This window comes from Streptomyces sp. NPDC020422 (genome assembly GCF_044386705.1).
Classification (GTDB): Bacteria; Actinomycetota; Actinomycetes; order Streptomycetales; family Streptomycetaceae; genus Streptomyces.
The window spans coordinates 269,947-284,022 of the sequence record NZ_JBIRVJ010000005.1 but is presented as its reverse complement, the minus strand read 5'-3'; the positions used below and the strand labels follow the sequence as shown (position 1 = coordinate 284,022).

Sequence of the window (14,076 nt, the reverse complement as noted above, 5' to 3'; positions counted from 1 at the left end):
GTCTCCGCCGACCCGATACGCTCCGCCTCGTGGCCGATATCCAGATTCCCGCTGACATCAAGCCCGCCGATGGCCGTTTCGGCGCGGGCCCCTCCAAGGTGCGTACGGAGGCGCTGGACGCCCTGGCCGCCACCGGCACCTCCTACCTCGGCACGTCCCACCGCCAGGCCCGGGTCAAGAACCTGGTCGGCGAGGTGCGTACCGGCATCAGTGACCTGTTCTCGCTGCCCGAGGGCTACGAGGTGATCCTGGGCAACGGCGGATCGACCGCCTTCTGGGACATCGCGACCCACGGTCTGATCGAGAACAAGTCGCAGCACCTCACCTTCGGCGAGTTCTCCTCCAAGTTCGCGAAGGCCGCGAAGCTGGCCCCCTGGCTGGCCGAGCCGACCGTGATCTCCTCCGACCCGGGCACCCACCCGGAGCCGGTGGCCGAGGCGGGCGTCGACGTCTACGCCTACACCCACAACGAGACCTCCACCGGTGTCGCCGCCCCGCTGAAGCGGGTGGCGGGCGCCGACGAGGGTGCGCTCGTCCTGGTCGACGCGACCTCCGGCGCCGGCGGTCTGCCCGTCGACATCGCCGAGACCGACGTCTACTACTTCGCCCCGCAGAAGTCCTTCGCCGCCGACGGCGGTCTGTGGCTGGCGGCCTTCTCCCCGGCCGCGCTCGAGCGCGCCCAGCGCATCCACGCCTCGGGCCGTCACATCCCCGAGTTCTTCAGCCTGCCGACGGCGATCGACAACTCGCTGAAGAACCAGACGTACAACACCCCGGCGCTGGCGACCCTCTTCCTGCTCAACGAGCAGCTGAAGTGGATCAACGGCCAGGGCGGTCTGGACTGGGCCGTGGCCCGGACGAAGGAGTCCTCGCAGGCGCTGTACGGCTGGGCCGAGGAGTCGAAGTACGCGACCCCGTTCGTCACCGACCCGGCGAAGCGCTCGCAGGTCATCGGCACGATCGACTTCGCGGACGAGATCGACGCGGCGGCCGTCGCCAAGGTGCTGCGCGCCAACGGCATCGTCGACACCGAGCCGTACCGCAAGCTGGGCCGCAACCAGCTGCGCATCGCGATGTTCCCGGCGATCGACCCGGCGGACGTGCGGGCCCTGACGGCCTGCATCGACTACGTGATCGAGAAGCTGTAACGCCGGTCGGAACGGTACGAGGGCCCGGCGTCGGACATGGCCGACGCCGGGCCCTCGGCTGTCCGCCGGGGACTCAGCCGCGCCGGCGCAGCCGCTTGGCGCCGACCACCAGGGCGGCGGCCCCGGCCAGGACGAGGAAGCCGAGGGTGACGTCGCCCTGCTCGCCCCGCTCGCCGTCGGCGGCGGAGGCCGAGGGCTGCCTGGGCGCACCGCCCGGCGTCCGGGCCGGCTCGTCGCCGCCGGTGTTCTGCCGGTCCACCCGCACCACCCGGCTCTTCTTCCCCTCCGAGCCGAACATGAAGGCCGAGCCGTCGAGGGTGTACGTCACGGACTCGGACTGCCCCTGGAAGGGTGCTCCGACGGACACCCCGTCGCCGTCGATGCGGCCGTCCTTCCAGGCGTACTCCCGGGCGCTGAAGTAGCCGCGCAGGACGAGCCGGTCGCCGGACGGGGAGAAGGCGCCGTCGGTGACCCAGGGGACCTCGCCGATGCGGCGGAAGACGTTGGTGCCGGCGGTGGAGAGGTGCGCGGGGCCCTGGTAGAGGCCGCCGCCGTCCTCGTTCTTGCTGGCGATGTAGACGCGGCCGGTCTTCGGATGGACCATCAGCGCCTCGGCGTTGCGGGCCCCGTCGGCGTACCTCACGTCGTACTGGGTGGCGCGGACGGTCTGGTCCTTGAGCTCCCTGGGCTCGGGGAAGCGGTAGATCCAGACGTGGTCCCAGGAGCCGTCGAGGTTGTCGCCGATGTCGCCGACGTAGATGTCGCCGTCCGGGCCGACGGAGATGCCCTCCATGTCGCGGGGGGTGCCGACGCCCTTCATGGTGAGGGTCGCGACGGTCTCGCCGGTGCGGGAGTCGATGCCGTAGATCAGGGGGGCGTCCTGGTCGTTGTGGGTCCAGTAGACGCCGGGGTGCGCGCGGCTCGCGGCGAGACCGCTGGACTCGGTGATCCGCGGGTCCTCGATGGTGAAGTCCCGGTCGGCGTCCGCCGCCGCGGCGGGCACCGCAGTGAGCAGGACGAGGGCCGCCGTTCCGAGGGCGCGCAGGGCAGTTCGCATGCCCTCCAGCCTGCCACGGGCGCCGTGCCGGGGCTCCGGGAAGCGGGTGTCGGGGGTCACGTCGCCGGGCCCGCCGGCGGTCGGTGATGATGGGCGGCATGCGTTTTCTGTTCGTCGGCGACAGCATGACCATCGGACGCGCCGGCGACTTCACCTGGCGCTACCGCATGTGGCAGCACCTGGAGGCCGTCCTGCCCGGGGCGTACGAGATCGTCGGCCCGCGCACGGCGCTGTACGAGGCGGAGGCCGACGCGGCCGTGTCGGACGCCTACGCCGACCCGGCGTTCCCGGCCGGGGCCCGCCGCCATCTGGCCGGCTGGGGCGAGGGCTGGCTGCACATGGCGCCGCTGATCGGCGGGACGGTGGCGGCGACCGGGGCGGACGTCCTGCTCGTCTCGCTCGGCCTGATCGACCTGGGCTGGTACACGAACAGCGAGCAGACCACGGTCAACGTCCGCGCCTTCCTGTCCGCCGCCCGAGCGGCGAACCCCCGGGTGCGGGCCGTCCTGCTGCCCGTCATCCCGAACGTGCGGGCCGAGGCCGAGGCGTCCTTCGCCGCCGAGTGCGCCCGCTTCAACGAGCTCCTGGCGAAGACGGTGGCGGACCTGGACACGGCGGCCTCGCCGCTGCTGCTGGGCTCGGTGCCGGAGTCGTACGACATCCACGCGGACACGTACGACGGCACCCACCCCGGGCCGACGGGCGAGCACAAACTGGCGGCGGCCTTCGCGGACGCCCTGCACCAGGCGTGGGGCGTGGGCGGCCCCTACCGGGCGCGGGGGCCGTCGGGCGGCTAGGCGTCGAGGACGGCGTCGAGTTCCAACTCGACGAGCCAGTCGGGGTCGATGAAGCGGGAGACCTCGACGAAGGTGGTCACCGGCCGTATGTCGGCGAAGCGTTCGCCGTGGGCGCGGGCGGCATCCTTCCAGACGGTGACGTCGGTGAGCATGACCCGGGTCCGCACGACGTCCGCGAGCGAGGCCCCGGCCCGCACGAGGGCGGCCTCGGCGATGTCGAGGATCCGCACCGTCTGGGCGTAGACGTCCCCCCGCCCCACCGTGCCGCCGTCCTCCCCGATGGGCGCGGTGCCGGCGACGACGACGTGCCGCCCCTTGCGGACGGCCCGGCAGAAGCCGATCTCGGGTTCGAGCGGCGATCCGGACGCGATGTTCTCACGGGTGCTCATCAGGCTTCTCTCGTACGGCGGTCGGCGAACGGGGAGACCGTATACGCGCCTTCCGGCAGGCCGCGGGCGGGACCGGCGCGGGGCGGTGGCGCCTTGTCGCCACCGGCGTGGCGGTCGCGGACCTCGACCCGGCCGAGACCCCGTCGGACCTCGTTCCCGAGACCGACGGGTTCCCCCGCGACCGACGCGCGGCGGAACCCGTCGGAATCCCGGCCAGGGGGCTACCAGGCGAAGGCCTCCGGCGAGGGCCCCGGGCCCGGGAAGATCTCGTCCAGGCCGGTCAGGAGCTCCTCGGTCAGCTCCGTCTCCAGGGCGCGCAGGGCGCCCGTGAGCTGCTCCGGGGTGCGGGGGCCGATGATCGGGCCGGTCACTCCGGGGCGGGTGAGGAGCCAGGCGAGGGCCGTCTCGCCCGGGTCGGCGCCGTGCTTGGCCAGCAGGTCCTCGTAGGCCTGGAGCTGCGCGCGTGCCGCCGGGTCGGCGAGCACCTCGGCGGCCCGGCCGGTGGCGCGCCGGCCGCCCTCGACCTCCTTGCGGATCACCCCGCCGAGCAGCCCGCCGTGCAGCGGCGACCAGGGGATGACGCCGAGGCCGTACTCCTGCGCGGCCGGGATCACCTCCATCTCGGCGCGCCGCTCGTAGAGGTTGTACAGGCACTGCTCGCTGACCAGGCCGGTCGTTCCGCGCCGGGCGGCGGTCTCGTTGGCCTGGGCGATCTTGTAGCCGGGGAAGTTGGAGGAGCCCGCGTAGAGGATCTTGCCCTGCTGGACCAGGACGTCGATCGCCTGCCAGATCTCCTCGAAGGGGGTCAGGCGGTCGACGTGGTGGAACTGGTAGACGTCGATGCGGTCCGTGCCGAGCCGCTTCAGGCTGGCGTCGACGGCGCGGCGGATGTTCACCGCGGAGAGCTTGTCGTGGTTGGGCCAGGCCTCGCCGTCGGGGCCCATGTTCCCGTAGACCTTGGTGGCGAGCACCACCTTGTCGCGGTGGGCCGGGTCCTTGGCGAACCAGGAGCCGATGATCTCCTCCGTACGGCCCTTCTCCGCCCCCCAGCCGTAGACGTTGGCGGTGTCGAAGAAGTTGAGCCCCGCGTCGAGCGCGGTGTCCATGATCGCGTGACTGGTGGCTTCGTCCGTCTGCGGTCCGAAGTTCATCGTGCCGAGGACGAGTCGGCTGACCTTGAGTCCCGTGCGTCCGAGCTGCGTGTACTTCATGGACAGCCAGCCAACGCCTTCGAGTGCGCTCGAAGCAAGGGGTCACCGGCCGCGCGTACGGCGCCGGCTCAGCCCACGACCGACGCCACCGCGATGATCGCGAACATCAGTACGAGCACGCCGGCCATGATCCGGTTACGGGTTTTCGGGTCCACCCTCCGAGATTAACCCGGCCGGTCCGCCGCCCCCGCCCCGCCCAGGGGCCATGTGGCGACCGTCTCGTACCGCGGCCGCTCCCCCGGGGCACCGCCGACGGGCAGGTTGCTGCGGACCAGGGCCAGCTCCCCGACCTGCCAGCGGGTGCCCTCGAAGGCGTCCAGGGCACCGACGAAGGGCCGCAGGTCCAGGTCCGTGCGGGAGCGGGCCACCGTGAGATGGGCCTGGTAGCGCCGGTGCTCGTCCATCGCCACGCCCGCCCTCCGGGCCGCGGCGTCCGCCCGCTCGGCCAGCAGCCGCATCCCGTCGAGATCGCCCGCCGCGCCCGCCCACAGCACCGCCCGGCCGAAGTGCCCGCCGCCGTGCAGCCGGAGCGCGAAGGGCTCCGTGCGGTGGGCGGCCCGGCCGAGGCGGACGCGCAGGTCGGGCAACAGGGCCTCGTCGACCTCGCCCATGAAGGCGAGGGTGAAGTGCCAGCCGGGCCGCGAGGTCCAGCGCAGCCGCTCCGCCCCGGACAGGTGGGCGAGCCGGTCGACCTCGTGGGCGAGCTCGGCGAGCTGGGCGGGAGGCGGCACGACGGCGGCGAAAAGCCTCATGGGACGAGTGTGGCAGGGACTAGCCTCGGCCGGATGAACAACGCGATCAAGATCAGGAAGGGCGGGGTCGAGGACGTTCCCGCGATGCTCGCGATCCTCGACAGCGCCGTCGTCTGGCTCAACGGCATGGGCATCACCGCGCAGTGGGGCACCGAGCCGTTCAGCGCGCGGCCGAAGACGGTGGAGCTGGTGGAGCGGGTCGCGGCGGAGGGCGTCCCGCTGATGGCCGAGATCGACGGCGTGCCGGTCGGGACGCTGACGCTGACCCCGCATCCGGGTGCGCACGTGGCGCCCGCCGACGAGCCGGAGTCGTACATCCGCTTCCTCGCCACCGACGGGCGGTTCCACGGGCACGGAGTCGGCGCGGCGCTGCTCGCGCGCGCCGCGCAGGAGACGCGGGAGCAGGGCGTGTCGCTCCTGCGCGTGGACTGCTTCGCGGGCAGCGAGGGGCGGCTCGTCGCGTACTACGCGGGCCAGGGGTTCACCCCGACGGAGACGTTCCTGGTCGGGGACTGGCAGGGACAGGTGCTGGAGCGGCGGGTCTGAGGAGGGCCGGGAGGGCCGGCGACCCGCCGCTCGCGCGCGGTCAGCTGGTGAAGTACCCGGCGTCCAGCGCGATCCAGCCGGCGAAGCCGCGCTCGTCGTACACGCGCAGCTGGCCGTCGGGGGTGACCTCCCAGCGGACGGCGAGCGGGCCGGTGATCGTGCCGGCGCCGGTCGCCGTGCCCACCATGCCCTGGGTACGGGTGGGGCGCAGGTGCGTCGGGAGCGTGAGGATCGTCGAGCCGCTGGCCCACGGCTGCCCGTCCACACGGGTCACCCGCAGGCGGAGGTCGACGCGGTCGCCCGACTGCCGGTACTGCGGGCGGTAGCTGCTGGTGGCCGTGTAGGCCGGGTCGTAGGCCAGGTCGGTCCACGGGACGGTGGTGCCGGAGATGCCGTAGAGGGCCATGTGTCGTGTCTCCTGGGTGGCGAAGCCGAACACGAGCTGCGGCCCCGCGGGGGTTCGGCGGACGGTGAGCGCTTCGGTCTCACGGTGGACCAGGTCGAGGGCGGTGCCGTTGAAGGTCCGCTCGACCACGGCGCCGGTGAGCACGTCGTAGACGGTCCACCAGGAGTTGCCGGGGCTCGGGTTGGTGGCGCTGTAGGCGCTGCCCTGGTTCTGGTAGAGGAGGTCGCCGTACAGGCACCAGGACTGGGTGGTGTACTGCGCCGGGAAGCTGCGCTCCGGGGTGAACGCGCGGCTCTTGAAGGCGTCGAGCCGGTAGACGCGGTACTCCGCGACACCGCCCGTCTCGTGGCGCACCGCGATGCGCCCGTGGTCGATGTCCAGGGACGGGGTGACCCGGGCGGCGCCCGGGACGGGGTCGAACACCTCGACGAGGCTGCTCCCGGCGTCGACGACGGCGCCGGGCGTGAAGGCGATCCGGCCGATGTGCTTGCCGTAGGCGAAGGTCGTCGTTCCGCTGACGCGGTCCGCGTCGGTCTCCAGCCAGAGCCAGGGAGTGCCGTCGACGTGCTCGACGCCGAGTCCGCCGCCGTGGCCGAAGCCCCTCAGGTGCATGACGGCGAGGACGGTGCCGTCGGGCGCGAGCTGGTTGACGCACAGGTCGCCGCGCTGGTTGCGGTCCGTCGTGGACAGGGTGACGTTCGGGTCCTCGTCCGGGAGCCGGCGGCCGCCGCTCATCAGCTGCACGGCGTAGCCGAGGCCGGTCACCGGGTCGAAGGCGACCTGCTGGTGCACCCGGGTGTGCTCCAGCAGGATCTCCCTGCCGAGCAGGTCGGCCGGCTGCGACTTCAGGTCGAACCGGTGCCCCGCGGGCAGGGTGACGGCGGCGGGCCAGGCCGCGGGCTCCGCCTGCGGGACGGCCGTCTGCGGGACGGCCGCCTGGGCGGCGCCTGCCGGGGTGAGGACCGGGGCGAGGACCGGAGCGGCGGCCATCGCGGTCAGGACGTTGCGGCGGGTCAATGGCATGGGCGTGCAAGCCCCCCTTTTTTCTTGATCATTACCTGCACGGCCCGGCGATCATCGCATGCGTGAGCGAGGGGGCAAAGGGACGAGGGCGGTCCTACGCCGCCGTCGCCAGCCGCTCGCGCGGCACGAAGCGGACCCGGGGGTGGCCGTGGTGCCAGCCGAGGGCGAGCTTCAGCCGGCCGACGCGGGCCAGGACCAGGCCGATCACGGCCGCCGCCGCCAGGGAGACCAGGCCGCCGGTGGCGAAGCCGACGCGGGCGCCGTAGGTGTCGGTGACCCAGCCGAGCAGCGGCGCGCCGATCGGGGTGCCGCCCGCGAAGACCATCATGTAGAGGCTCATCACGCGGCCCCGCATGACCGGGTCCGTCGCCATCTGGACCGCCGAGTTGGCGCTGATGTTGACCGTCAGGCCGATCATGCCGATCGGCACGAGGAGCAGGGCGAAGAGCCAGAAGGCCGGGGACAGGGCAGCGGCGATCTCCAGGACGCCGAAGACGCCCGCCGCGACCACCAGCATCCTCAGCCGGGTCGAGCCCCGCCGCGCCGCGAGCAGCGCACCCACCAGGGAGCCGGCCGCCATGAGGGTGTTGAGGAAGCCGTACGTACCGGCGCCGGTGTGGAAGACCTCCTCGGAGAAGGCGGTCAGCCAGATCGGGAAGTTGAAGCCGAAGGTGCCGATGAAGCCGACCAGGACGATCGGCCAGATCAGGTCCGGACGGCCGGCCACGTAGCGCAGCCCCTCCCGCAGCTGGCCCTTGCCGCGCGGGGCCCGCTCCACCTTGTGGAGCTCGCTCGTGCGCATCAGCAGCAGGGCGGTGAGCGGGGCGAGGAAGGACAGGCCGTTGATCAGGAAGGACCAGCCGCTGCCGATCGTGGCGATCATCAGGCCCGCGACGGCGGGGCCGATCAGCCGGGCGGACTGGAAGTTCGCCGAGTTCAGCGAGACGGCGTTGCGCAGCTGGCCGGGGCCGACCATCTCGGAGACGAACGACTGCCGGGCCGGGTTGTCGACCACCGTGACCATGCCGAGCAGGAAGGCGATCAGATAGACGTGCCAGACCTGCACCGAGCCGCTGAGGGTCAGGACGGCGAGGGTCAGTCCGCACAGGCCGAGGGCGGCCTGGCTGGCGAGGAGGAGGCGCCGCTTCGGGTAGCGGTCGGCGATGACGCCGCCGTACAGGCCGAACAGCAGCATCGGCAGGAACTGCAGCGCGGTCGTGATGCCGACGGCGGCCGCGGAGCCGGTGAGGCTCAGGACCAGCCAGTCCTGGGTGATCCGGGCCATCCACGTACCGGTGTTGGAGACGATGGCTCCGGTGAAGAACAGCCGGTAGTTCCGGATCCTGAGCGAGGAGAAGGTTTCCCCCCGCCCACGGGTGTCGTAGGTGGGTTTATGGACGGGTGCGGAGTCTGCTCCGGGTCCCGTACTCAAAGTGCGTCGCCTCCTCGGCTCTCGGGTCAGAGATGGGCGAGCTTCTCCAGGACCGGGGCGGCTGCGCGCAGCTTGGCCCATTCGTCCTCGTCCAGACCCTCGGCGAGGGTGGCCAGCCAGGCGTTCCGCTTGCGGCGGGACTCGTCGAGCATGGCCTCGGCCTGCTCGGTCTGGCGGACCACCTTCTGCCGGCGGTCGTCGGGGTGCGGCTCGAGCCGGACCAGTCCCTTGGCTTCGAGCAGCGCGACGATGCGGGTCATCGACGGCGGCTGGACGTGCTCCTTGCGGGCCAGCTCACCGGGGGTGGCCGAGCCGCAGAGCGACAGGGTGCCGAGCACCGACATCTCGGTGGGGCTCAGCGATTCGTCGACGCGCTGGTGCTTCAGGCGTCGGCTCAGCCGCATCACGGAACTGCGGATCGCGTTCACGGCCGCGGCGTCGTCGGCGGTGCCGTGGGACAGGTCAGGCATAGTCCTTAGCGTAACTCATTACTCTTCCTAAAGACCAATCGAAAACATGTAGCCGCCAACTGTCACCCGAACGAGTGAGACGGATCCGGAAAGTGACGCACGGGGGCCTTCCGTGCCGCGACCCTGACGGGCATGGAATCGACCGTGTTCAGCCTGCGCCTCGACGGAGAGCTGCTCGAACGGCTCCGCGGGCATGCCGCCAAACGCGGAATGAGCGTCCAGGACTATGTCGCCCGGACGCTCATTCGCGAGGATTTCGACGAACGGTTCAAGACCGCCGTCGACGAGACGGAGAAGTTCTACGGCACGGGCGGGGGGCCTGCCCCCACCCGCGGGCCTCACATCAGGCCGAGTGCCGGCATCGCGTAGTAGAAGACGAAGACCGCCGACACCACGTACATGGCCACCGGGACCTCACGGCCCCGGCCGGTCGCCAGCCGCAGCACGCTGAAGGCGATGAAGCCGATGCCGATGCCGTTGGTGATCGAGTACGTGAACGGCATCATCACCATCGCCAGGAAGGCCGGCACGGCGATCGTGAAGTCGCTCCAGTCGATCTCCTTGATCGACCCGGCCAGGATCAGGAAGCCCACCGCCACCAGGGCGGGGGTCGCCGCCTGCGAGGGCACCATCGTCGCCAGCGGCGTCAGGAACAGCGCCACCGAGAACAGCGCACCGGTCACCACCGAGGCCAGACCCGTGCGCGCGCCCTCGCCGACACCCGCGGTGGACTCCACGAAGCAGGTGGTGGCCGAGGAGGACGTGGCGCCGCCCGAGGCGACGGCGAGGCCGTCGACGAGCAGGACCTTGTTGATGCCCGGGAAGTTGCCGTCCGCGTCGATCAGCTTGGCCTCGTCGCCGACGCCGAGGATCGTGCCCATGGCGTCGAAGAAGCAGGACAGCAGCACGGTGAAGACGAAGAGGACGCCGGTCAGGACGCCGACCTTGGAGAAGCCGCCGAACAGGCTGACCTGGCCGACCAGGCCGAAGTCGGGCGAGGCGACCGGGTTGCCGGGCCACTCCGGGGTGGTCAGGCCCCAGGACGGGATGTCGGCGACGGCGTTGATCACCATGGCGAGGATCGTCATCACGACGATGGAGATGAGGATCGCGCCCGGCACCTTGCGGATGATCAGCGCGAGGGTCAGCAGGGTGCCCAGGATGAAGACGAGCACCGGCCAGCCGGTGAGGTGTCCGTCGGTGCCCAGCTGGAGCGGGACGGTGGTGTGCGCGGCGTCGGGGATGCGGGAGACGAAGCCCGAGTCGACGAGGCCGATGAGCATGATGAAGAGGCCGATGCCGATCGCGATGCCCTTGCGCAGGCCGACCGGCACGGCGTTCATGACGCGCTCGCGCAGCCCCGTGGCGACCAGGAGCATCACGACCAGACCGGCGAGCACGACCATGCCCATCGCGTCGGGCCAGGACATCTTCGGCGCGAGCTGGAGCGCGACGACCGTGTTGACGCCGAGGCCGGCCGCCAGGGCGATCGGCACGTTGCCGATGACGCCCATGAGGAGGGTCGTGAAGGCCGCGGTCAGCACCGTCGCGGTGACCAGCTGGCCGCCGTCGAGCTGGTGCCCGTACATGTCCTTCGCGCTCCCGAGGATGATCGGGTTCAGCACGATGATGTACGCCATCGCGAAGAAGGTGGCGAAACCGCCGCGGACCTCGCGGGCGACGGTCGAGCCGCGCTCGGTGATCTTGAAGAAGCGGTCGAAGCCGGAGACGGGACCTTCGGGGGTCTCCGGGGGCATGGCCTTGGCGGGGGCCGTGGTGCTCATGGGGTTCCTCTTCGGAGGTTCAGAGAAGTCCTTTTTGGCGGTTCATACGAAGGGAACCCGCCAGAGGCAAACCGTTTCAGTATGAACACATGAACGAGCGAGCGTCCATCTCCGCGCGTAGATACGATTTCCCGCCGCCTAGACTGAGCCGCATGGCGAAGTGGACACCGAAGTACGAGGCACCCGAGCCCCTGGAGGGGCCGGTCGTCGCCACCATCACCGGCGGCACGATCCTCTGGTTCGTCCTGTTCCTCGTCCAGGTCCCGTTCTACGGCTGGTTCGACGACCGGGACCTCACCTGGTGGGTGTGGACCTGCCTGGCCGGCGCGGGCCTCGGCCTGATCGGCATCTGGTACGTGCGCAAGCGGGACGCGGCGATCAAGCGGCACGCGGCCGAGCGCGCGGCCGGCGCGGGCGCGCCCGAAGGCGGCACGGGCGACCCGGGCGACCCGGGCACCACCGGCGACAGGTAGCTCCGCGGGTCCCGTGATCCCGTAGTCCCGTGATCCCGTAGTCCCGTGATCCCGTAGTCCCGAGGGACCATTCCCCTCCTCCCCCGGTCTGATCTTCGGACTTCTCGGCAGGTGTCCGGCCCTTTGCGGCCGTACCGTCGAAAACATGACTCAGCGGGCGAAGATCGACACCGACGGCGGGGGCACCGAGGACGCCCGGACGCGGCCCGGGCCACCCGTGGTGCACCGGCCCGGGGGCCTGACCACCGCCGAGGTCGCCGAGCGCGTCGCCCGCGGTGAGGTCAACGACGTCCCGCTGCGCAGCTCCCGCTCCACCGCCGACATCGTGCGCGGCAACGTCTTCACCCGCTTCAACCTGATCATCGGCGTGCTCTGGGTGATCATGCTCTTCGTCGCGCCCATCCAGGACAGCCTCTTCGGCTTCGTGATCGTCGCCAACACCGGCATCGGCATCGTCCAGGAGCTGCGCGCCAAGAAGACCCTCGACGGGCTCGCCGTCATCGGCGAGGCCAAACCCACCGTGCGCCGCGACGGCGCCGCCGTCGAGATCTCCACCTCCGCGATCGTCCTCGGCGACCTCATCGAGCTCGGCCCCGGCGACAAGGTCGTCGTCGACGGCGAGGTCGCCGAGGCCGACAGCCTGGAGGTCGACGAGTCGTTGCTCACCGGCGAGGCCGACCCGGTCGTGAAGAAGCCCGGCGACCGGATGATGTCCGGCTCCTTCGTCGTCGCCGGCGGTGGCGCCTTCACCGCCACCAAGGTCGGGCGCGAGGCCTACGCCGCCCAGCTCGCCGAGGAGGCCTCGCGCTTCACCCTCGTCCACTCCGAGCTGCGCAGCGGCATCTCCACGATCCTCAAGTACGTCACGTGGATGATGATCCCGACCGCGATCGGGCTCGTCATCAGCCAGCTCGTCGTCAAGGACAACGACGTCAAGGAGTCCATCGCCCGCACCGTCGGCGGCATCGTCCCGATGATCCCCGAGGGCCTCGTCCTGCTCACCTCCGTCGCCTTCGCCGTCGGGGTGATCCGGCTCGGCCGCAAGCAGTGCCTCGTGCAGGAGCTGCCCGCCATCGAGGGGCTCGCCCGGGTCGACGTGGTCTGCCTCGACAAGACCGGCACCCTCACCGAGGGCGGCATGGACGTGACCGACCTGCGGCTGCTGAACGGCGCCGACGAGACGTACGTCCGCAAGGTCCTCGGCTCCCTCGGCGAGTCCGACCCCCGCCCCAACGCCTCCCTCCAGGCCATCGTCGACGCCTACCCGGACTCCGTGGACTGGCGCTGCACCCAGTCGCTGCCGTTCTCCTCCGCCCGCAAGTACAGCGGCGCCGCCTTCAGCGAGGGCGACGGGGAGAACTCCACCTGGCTGCTCGGCGCCCCCGACGTGCTGCTCGCGGCCGGCGACCCCGCGCTCGCCGAGGTCGACCGGCTCAACGAACAGGGCCTGCGGGTGCTGCTGCTCGCCCGGGCCGCCGCCGAGCTCGACTCGCCCCGGGTGGCCGAGGGCGCCCGCCCCACCGCACTCGTCGTCCTCGAACAGCGGCTGCGGCCCGACGCCGCCGACACCCTGGCCTACTTCGCCGACCAGCAGGTCGCCGCCAAGGTCATCTCCGGCGACAACGCGGTCTCCGTCGGCGCCGTCGCCGGCAAGCTCGGCCTGCCCGGCGCCGCGAACACCGTCGACGCCCGCACCCTGCCGACCGAGCGGGAGGCCATGGCGAAGGTCCTCGACGGCAACGCCGTCTTCGGCCGGGTCACCCCGCAGCAGAAGCGGGACATGGTCGCCGCCCTCCAGTCCCGGGGGCACACCGTCGCCATGACCGGCGACGGCGTCAACGACGTCCTCGCGCTGAAGGACGCCGACATCGGCGTCTCCATGGGCTCGGGCTCCGAGGCCACCCGGGCGGTCGCCCAGATCGTGCTCCTCAACAACTCCTTCTCGACGCTCCCCTCGGTGGTCGCCGAGGGCCGCCGGGTCATCGGCAACATCACCCGGGTCGCGACCCTCTTCCTCACGAAGACGGTCTACTCCGTGCTCCTGGCGATCCTGGTGGTCTGCTCCCAGGTCGAGTACCCCTTCCTGCCCCGGCACCTGACGCTGCTGTCCACCCTCACCATCGGCGTCCCCGCCTTCTTCCTGGCCCTCGCGCCGAACAAGGAGCGCGCCAGGCCGCACTTCGTCCGCCGGGTGATGCGGTACGCGATCCCCGCCGGCGTCATCGCGGCCGCCGCCACCTTCACCACCTACCTGCTGGCCCGCCACCACTACACGGGCCCCGGCTCCCTCGACGCCGAGACCAGCGCGGCCACCCTCACCCTCTTCCTGGTCTCCATGTGGGTCCTGGCGATCATCGCCCGCCCCTACACCTGGTGGCGGATCGCCCTGGTCGCCGCGATGGGCGGCGCCTTCCTCCTCGTCCTCGCCGTGCCCTGGCTCCAGGACTTCTTCGCCCTGAAGCTGGTCGGCGTGACGATGCCCTGGACGGCGGTCGCGATCGCCGCGGCGGGGGCGGCCGTCCTGGAGTTCGCCTGGCGGTGGGTGGGCCGGAAGTTCCCGGTCTGATCCGTACAACCATTCGCCCGCT

The 14,076-nt window shown here is 71.5% G+C and carries 14 protein-coding genes; 6 read left to right on the top strand and 8 right to left on the bottom strand.

The window, feature by feature from the left end:
- Positions 1 to 29 precede the first annotated feature (29 nt).
- Positions 30 to 1,148: a phosphoserine transaminase gene (gene serC / locus ACH414_RS15330; protein WP_382532868.1), complete on the top strand. Its 1,119-nt coding sequence runs from the start codon at positions 30 to 32 to the stop codon at positions 1,146 to 1,148.
- A 73-nt stretch (positions 1,149 to 1,221) separates the two neighbouring features.
- Here serC and ACH414_RS15325 read toward each other — a convergent pair whose 3' ends face one another.
- On the bottom strand, positions 1,222 to 2,205 hold the full coding sequence (locus tag ACH414_RS15325) for a WD40 repeat domain-containing protein (RefSeq protein ID WP_386565439.1): 984 nt from the start codon (positions 2,203 to 2,205) through the stop codon (positions 1,222 to 1,224).
- Between the two features lie 98 nt (positions 2,206 to 2,303).
- Between ACH414_RS15325 and ACH414_RS15320 the strand changes: the two genes are divergently transcribed.
- Positions 2,304 to 3,002, top strand: coding sequence for a GDSL-type esterase/lipase family protein (locus tag ACH414_RS15320; protein WP_382532872.1), 699 nt, complete (start codon positions 2,304 to 2,306; stop codon positions 3,000 to 3,002).
- Here ACH414_RS15320 and ACH414_RS15315 read toward each other — a convergent pair.
- From ACH414_RS15315 to thpR, 3 genes are all read right to left on the bottom strand, one after another.
- A complete protein-coding gene (locus ACH414_RS15315) occupies positions 2,999 to 3,391 on the bottom strand; it encodes a RidA family protein (protein ID WP_398942088.1) in 393 nt (130 codons plus the stop codon). The two genes, ACH414_RS15320 and ACH414_RS15315, sit on opposite strands and share 4 nt — an antisense overlap.
- 221 nt (positions 3,392 to 3,612) lie before the next feature.
- Entirely contained in the window at positions 3,613 to 4,602 is a 990-nt protein-coding gene (locus ACH414_RS15310) for an aldo/keto reductase (RefSeq protein WP_382532876.1), read from the bottom strand.
- 164 nt (positions 4,603 to 4,766) lie between these two features.
- The gene (gene thpR / locus ACH414_RS15305; protein WP_382532878.1) at positions 4,767 to 5,354 is read right to left on the bottom strand and encodes an RNA 2',3'-cyclic phosphodiesterase; all 588 of its coding nucleotides are present in this window, start codon (positions 5,352 to 5,354) and stop codon (positions 4,767 to 4,769) included.
- Between the two features lie 33 nt (positions 5,355 to 5,387).
- On the opposite strand from thpR, the gene ACH414_RS15300 reads away from it, so the two are divergent.
- Entirely contained in the window at positions 5,388 to 5,900 is a 513-nt protein-coding gene (locus tag ACH414_RS15300; RefSeq protein ID WP_382532880.1) for a GNAT family N-acetyltransferase, read from the top strand.
- Between the two features lie 40 nt (positions 5,901 to 5,940).
- Here the strand turns inward: ACH414_RS15300 and ACH414_RS15295 are convergent, their stop codons facing one another.
- The 3 genes from ACH414_RS15295 to ACH414_RS15285 form a co-directional block, all read right to left on the bottom strand.
- A complete protein-coding gene (locus tag ACH414_RS15295) occupies positions 5,941 to 7,329 on the bottom strand; it encodes a signaling protein (protein WP_398942085.1) in 1,389 nt (462 codons plus the stop codon).
- 94 nt (positions 7,330 to 7,423) lie between these two features.
- A complete protein-coding gene (locus tag ACH414_RS15290) occupies positions 7,424 to 8,761 on the bottom strand; it encodes an MFS transporter (RefSeq protein ID WP_382532884.1) in 1,338 nt (445 codons plus the stop codon).
- 26 nt (positions 8,762 to 8,787) lie between these two features.
- Positions 8,788 to 9,231, bottom strand: coding sequence for a MarR family winged helix-turn-helix transcriptional regulator (locus tag ACH414_RS15285; protein ID WP_382532886.1), 444 nt, complete (start codon positions 9,229 to 9,231; stop codon positions 8,788 to 8,790).
- A 132-nt stretch (positions 9,232 to 9,363) separates the two neighbouring features.
- On the opposite strand from ACH414_RS15285, the gene ACH414_RS15280 reads away from it, so the two are divergent.
- A complete protein-coding gene (locus tag ACH414_RS15280; RefSeq protein ID WP_382532888.1) occupies positions 9,364 to 9,600 on the top strand; it encodes a hypothetical protein in 237 nt (78 codons plus the stop codon).
- On the opposite strand, the gene ACH414_RS15275 is transcribed toward ACH414_RS15280, so the two are convergent.
- Positions 9,570 to 11,015, bottom strand: a complete 1,446-nt coding sequence (locus ACH414_RS15275) for an NCS2 family permease (protein ID WP_382532889.1) — start codon at positions 11,013 to 11,015, stop codon at positions 9,570 to 9,572. The two genes, ACH414_RS15280 and ACH414_RS15275, sit on opposite strands and share 31 nt — an antisense overlap.
- A 152-nt stretch (positions 11,016 to 11,167) precedes the next feature.
- Here ACH414_RS15275 and ACH414_RS15270 point away from each other — a divergent pair, with 152 nt between their 5' ends.
- Both ACH414_RS15270 and ACH414_RS15265 read left to right on the top strand, forming a co-directional pair.
- A complete protein-coding gene (locus ACH414_RS15270; RefSeq protein WP_382532891.1) occupies positions 11,168 to 11,488 on the top strand; it encodes a DUF2530 domain-containing protein in 321 nt (106 codons plus the stop codon).
- A gap of 145 nt (positions 11,489 to 11,633) precedes the next feature.
- Positions 11,634 to 14,054: an HAD-IC family P-type ATPase gene (locus tag ACH414_RS15265; protein WP_398942081.1), complete on the top strand. Its 2,421-nt coding sequence runs from the start codon at positions 11,634 to 11,636 to the stop codon at positions 14,052 to 14,054.
- Positions 14,055 to 14,076 lie beyond the last annotated feature (22 nt).

Bases quoted from the DNA above. Each gene is read 5' to 3' on its own strand.
- ACH414_RS15325 (WP_386565439.1), bottom strand. From the start codon at position 2,205: ATGCGAACTGCCCTGCGCGCCCTCGGAACGGCGGCCCTCGTCCTGCTC.
- ACH414_RS15320 (WP_382532872.1), top strand. From the start codon at position 2,304: ATGCGTTTTCTGTTCGTCGGCGACAGCATGACCATCGGACGCGCCGGC.
- ACH414_RS15315 (WP_398942088.1), bottom strand. From the start codon at position 3,391: ATGAGCACCCGTGAGAACATCGCGTCCGGATCGCCGCTCGAACCCGAG.
- ACH414_RS15310 (WP_382532876.1), bottom strand. From the start codon at position 4,602: ATGAAGTACACGCAGCTCGGACGCACGGGACTCAAGGTCAGCCGACTC.
- thpR (WP_382532878.1), bottom strand. From the start codon at position 5,354: ATGAGGCTTTTCGCCGCCGTCGTGCCGCCTCCCGCCCAGCTCGCCGAG.
- ACH414_RS15300 (WP_382532880.1), top strand. From the start codon at position 5,388: ATGAACAACGCGATCAAGATCAGGAAGGGCGGGGTCGAGGACGTTCCC.
- ACH414_RS15295 (WP_398942085.1), bottom strand. From the start codon at position 7,329: ATGCCATTGACCCGCCGCAACGTCCTGACCGCGATGGCCGCCGCTCCG.
- ACH414_RS15285 (WP_382532886.1), bottom strand. From the start codon at position 9,231: ATGCCTGACCTGTCCCACGGCACCGCCGACGACGCCGCGGCCGTGAAC.
- ACH414_RS15280 (WP_382532888.1), top strand. From the start codon at position 9,364: ATGGAATCGACCGTGTTCAGCCTGCGCCTCGACGGAGAGCTGCTCGAA.
- ACH414_RS15275 (WP_382532889.1), bottom strand. From the start codon at position 11,015: ATGAGCACCACGGCCCCCGCCAAGGCCATGCCCCCGGAGACCCCCGAA.
- ACH414_RS15270 (WP_382532891.1), top strand. From the start codon at position 11,168: ATGGCGAAGTGGACACCGAAGTACGAGGCACCCGAGCCCCTGGAGGGG.
- ACH414_RS15265 (WP_398942081.1), top strand. From the start codon at position 11,634: ATGACTCAGCGGGCGAAGATCGACACCGACGGCGGGGGCACCGAGGAC.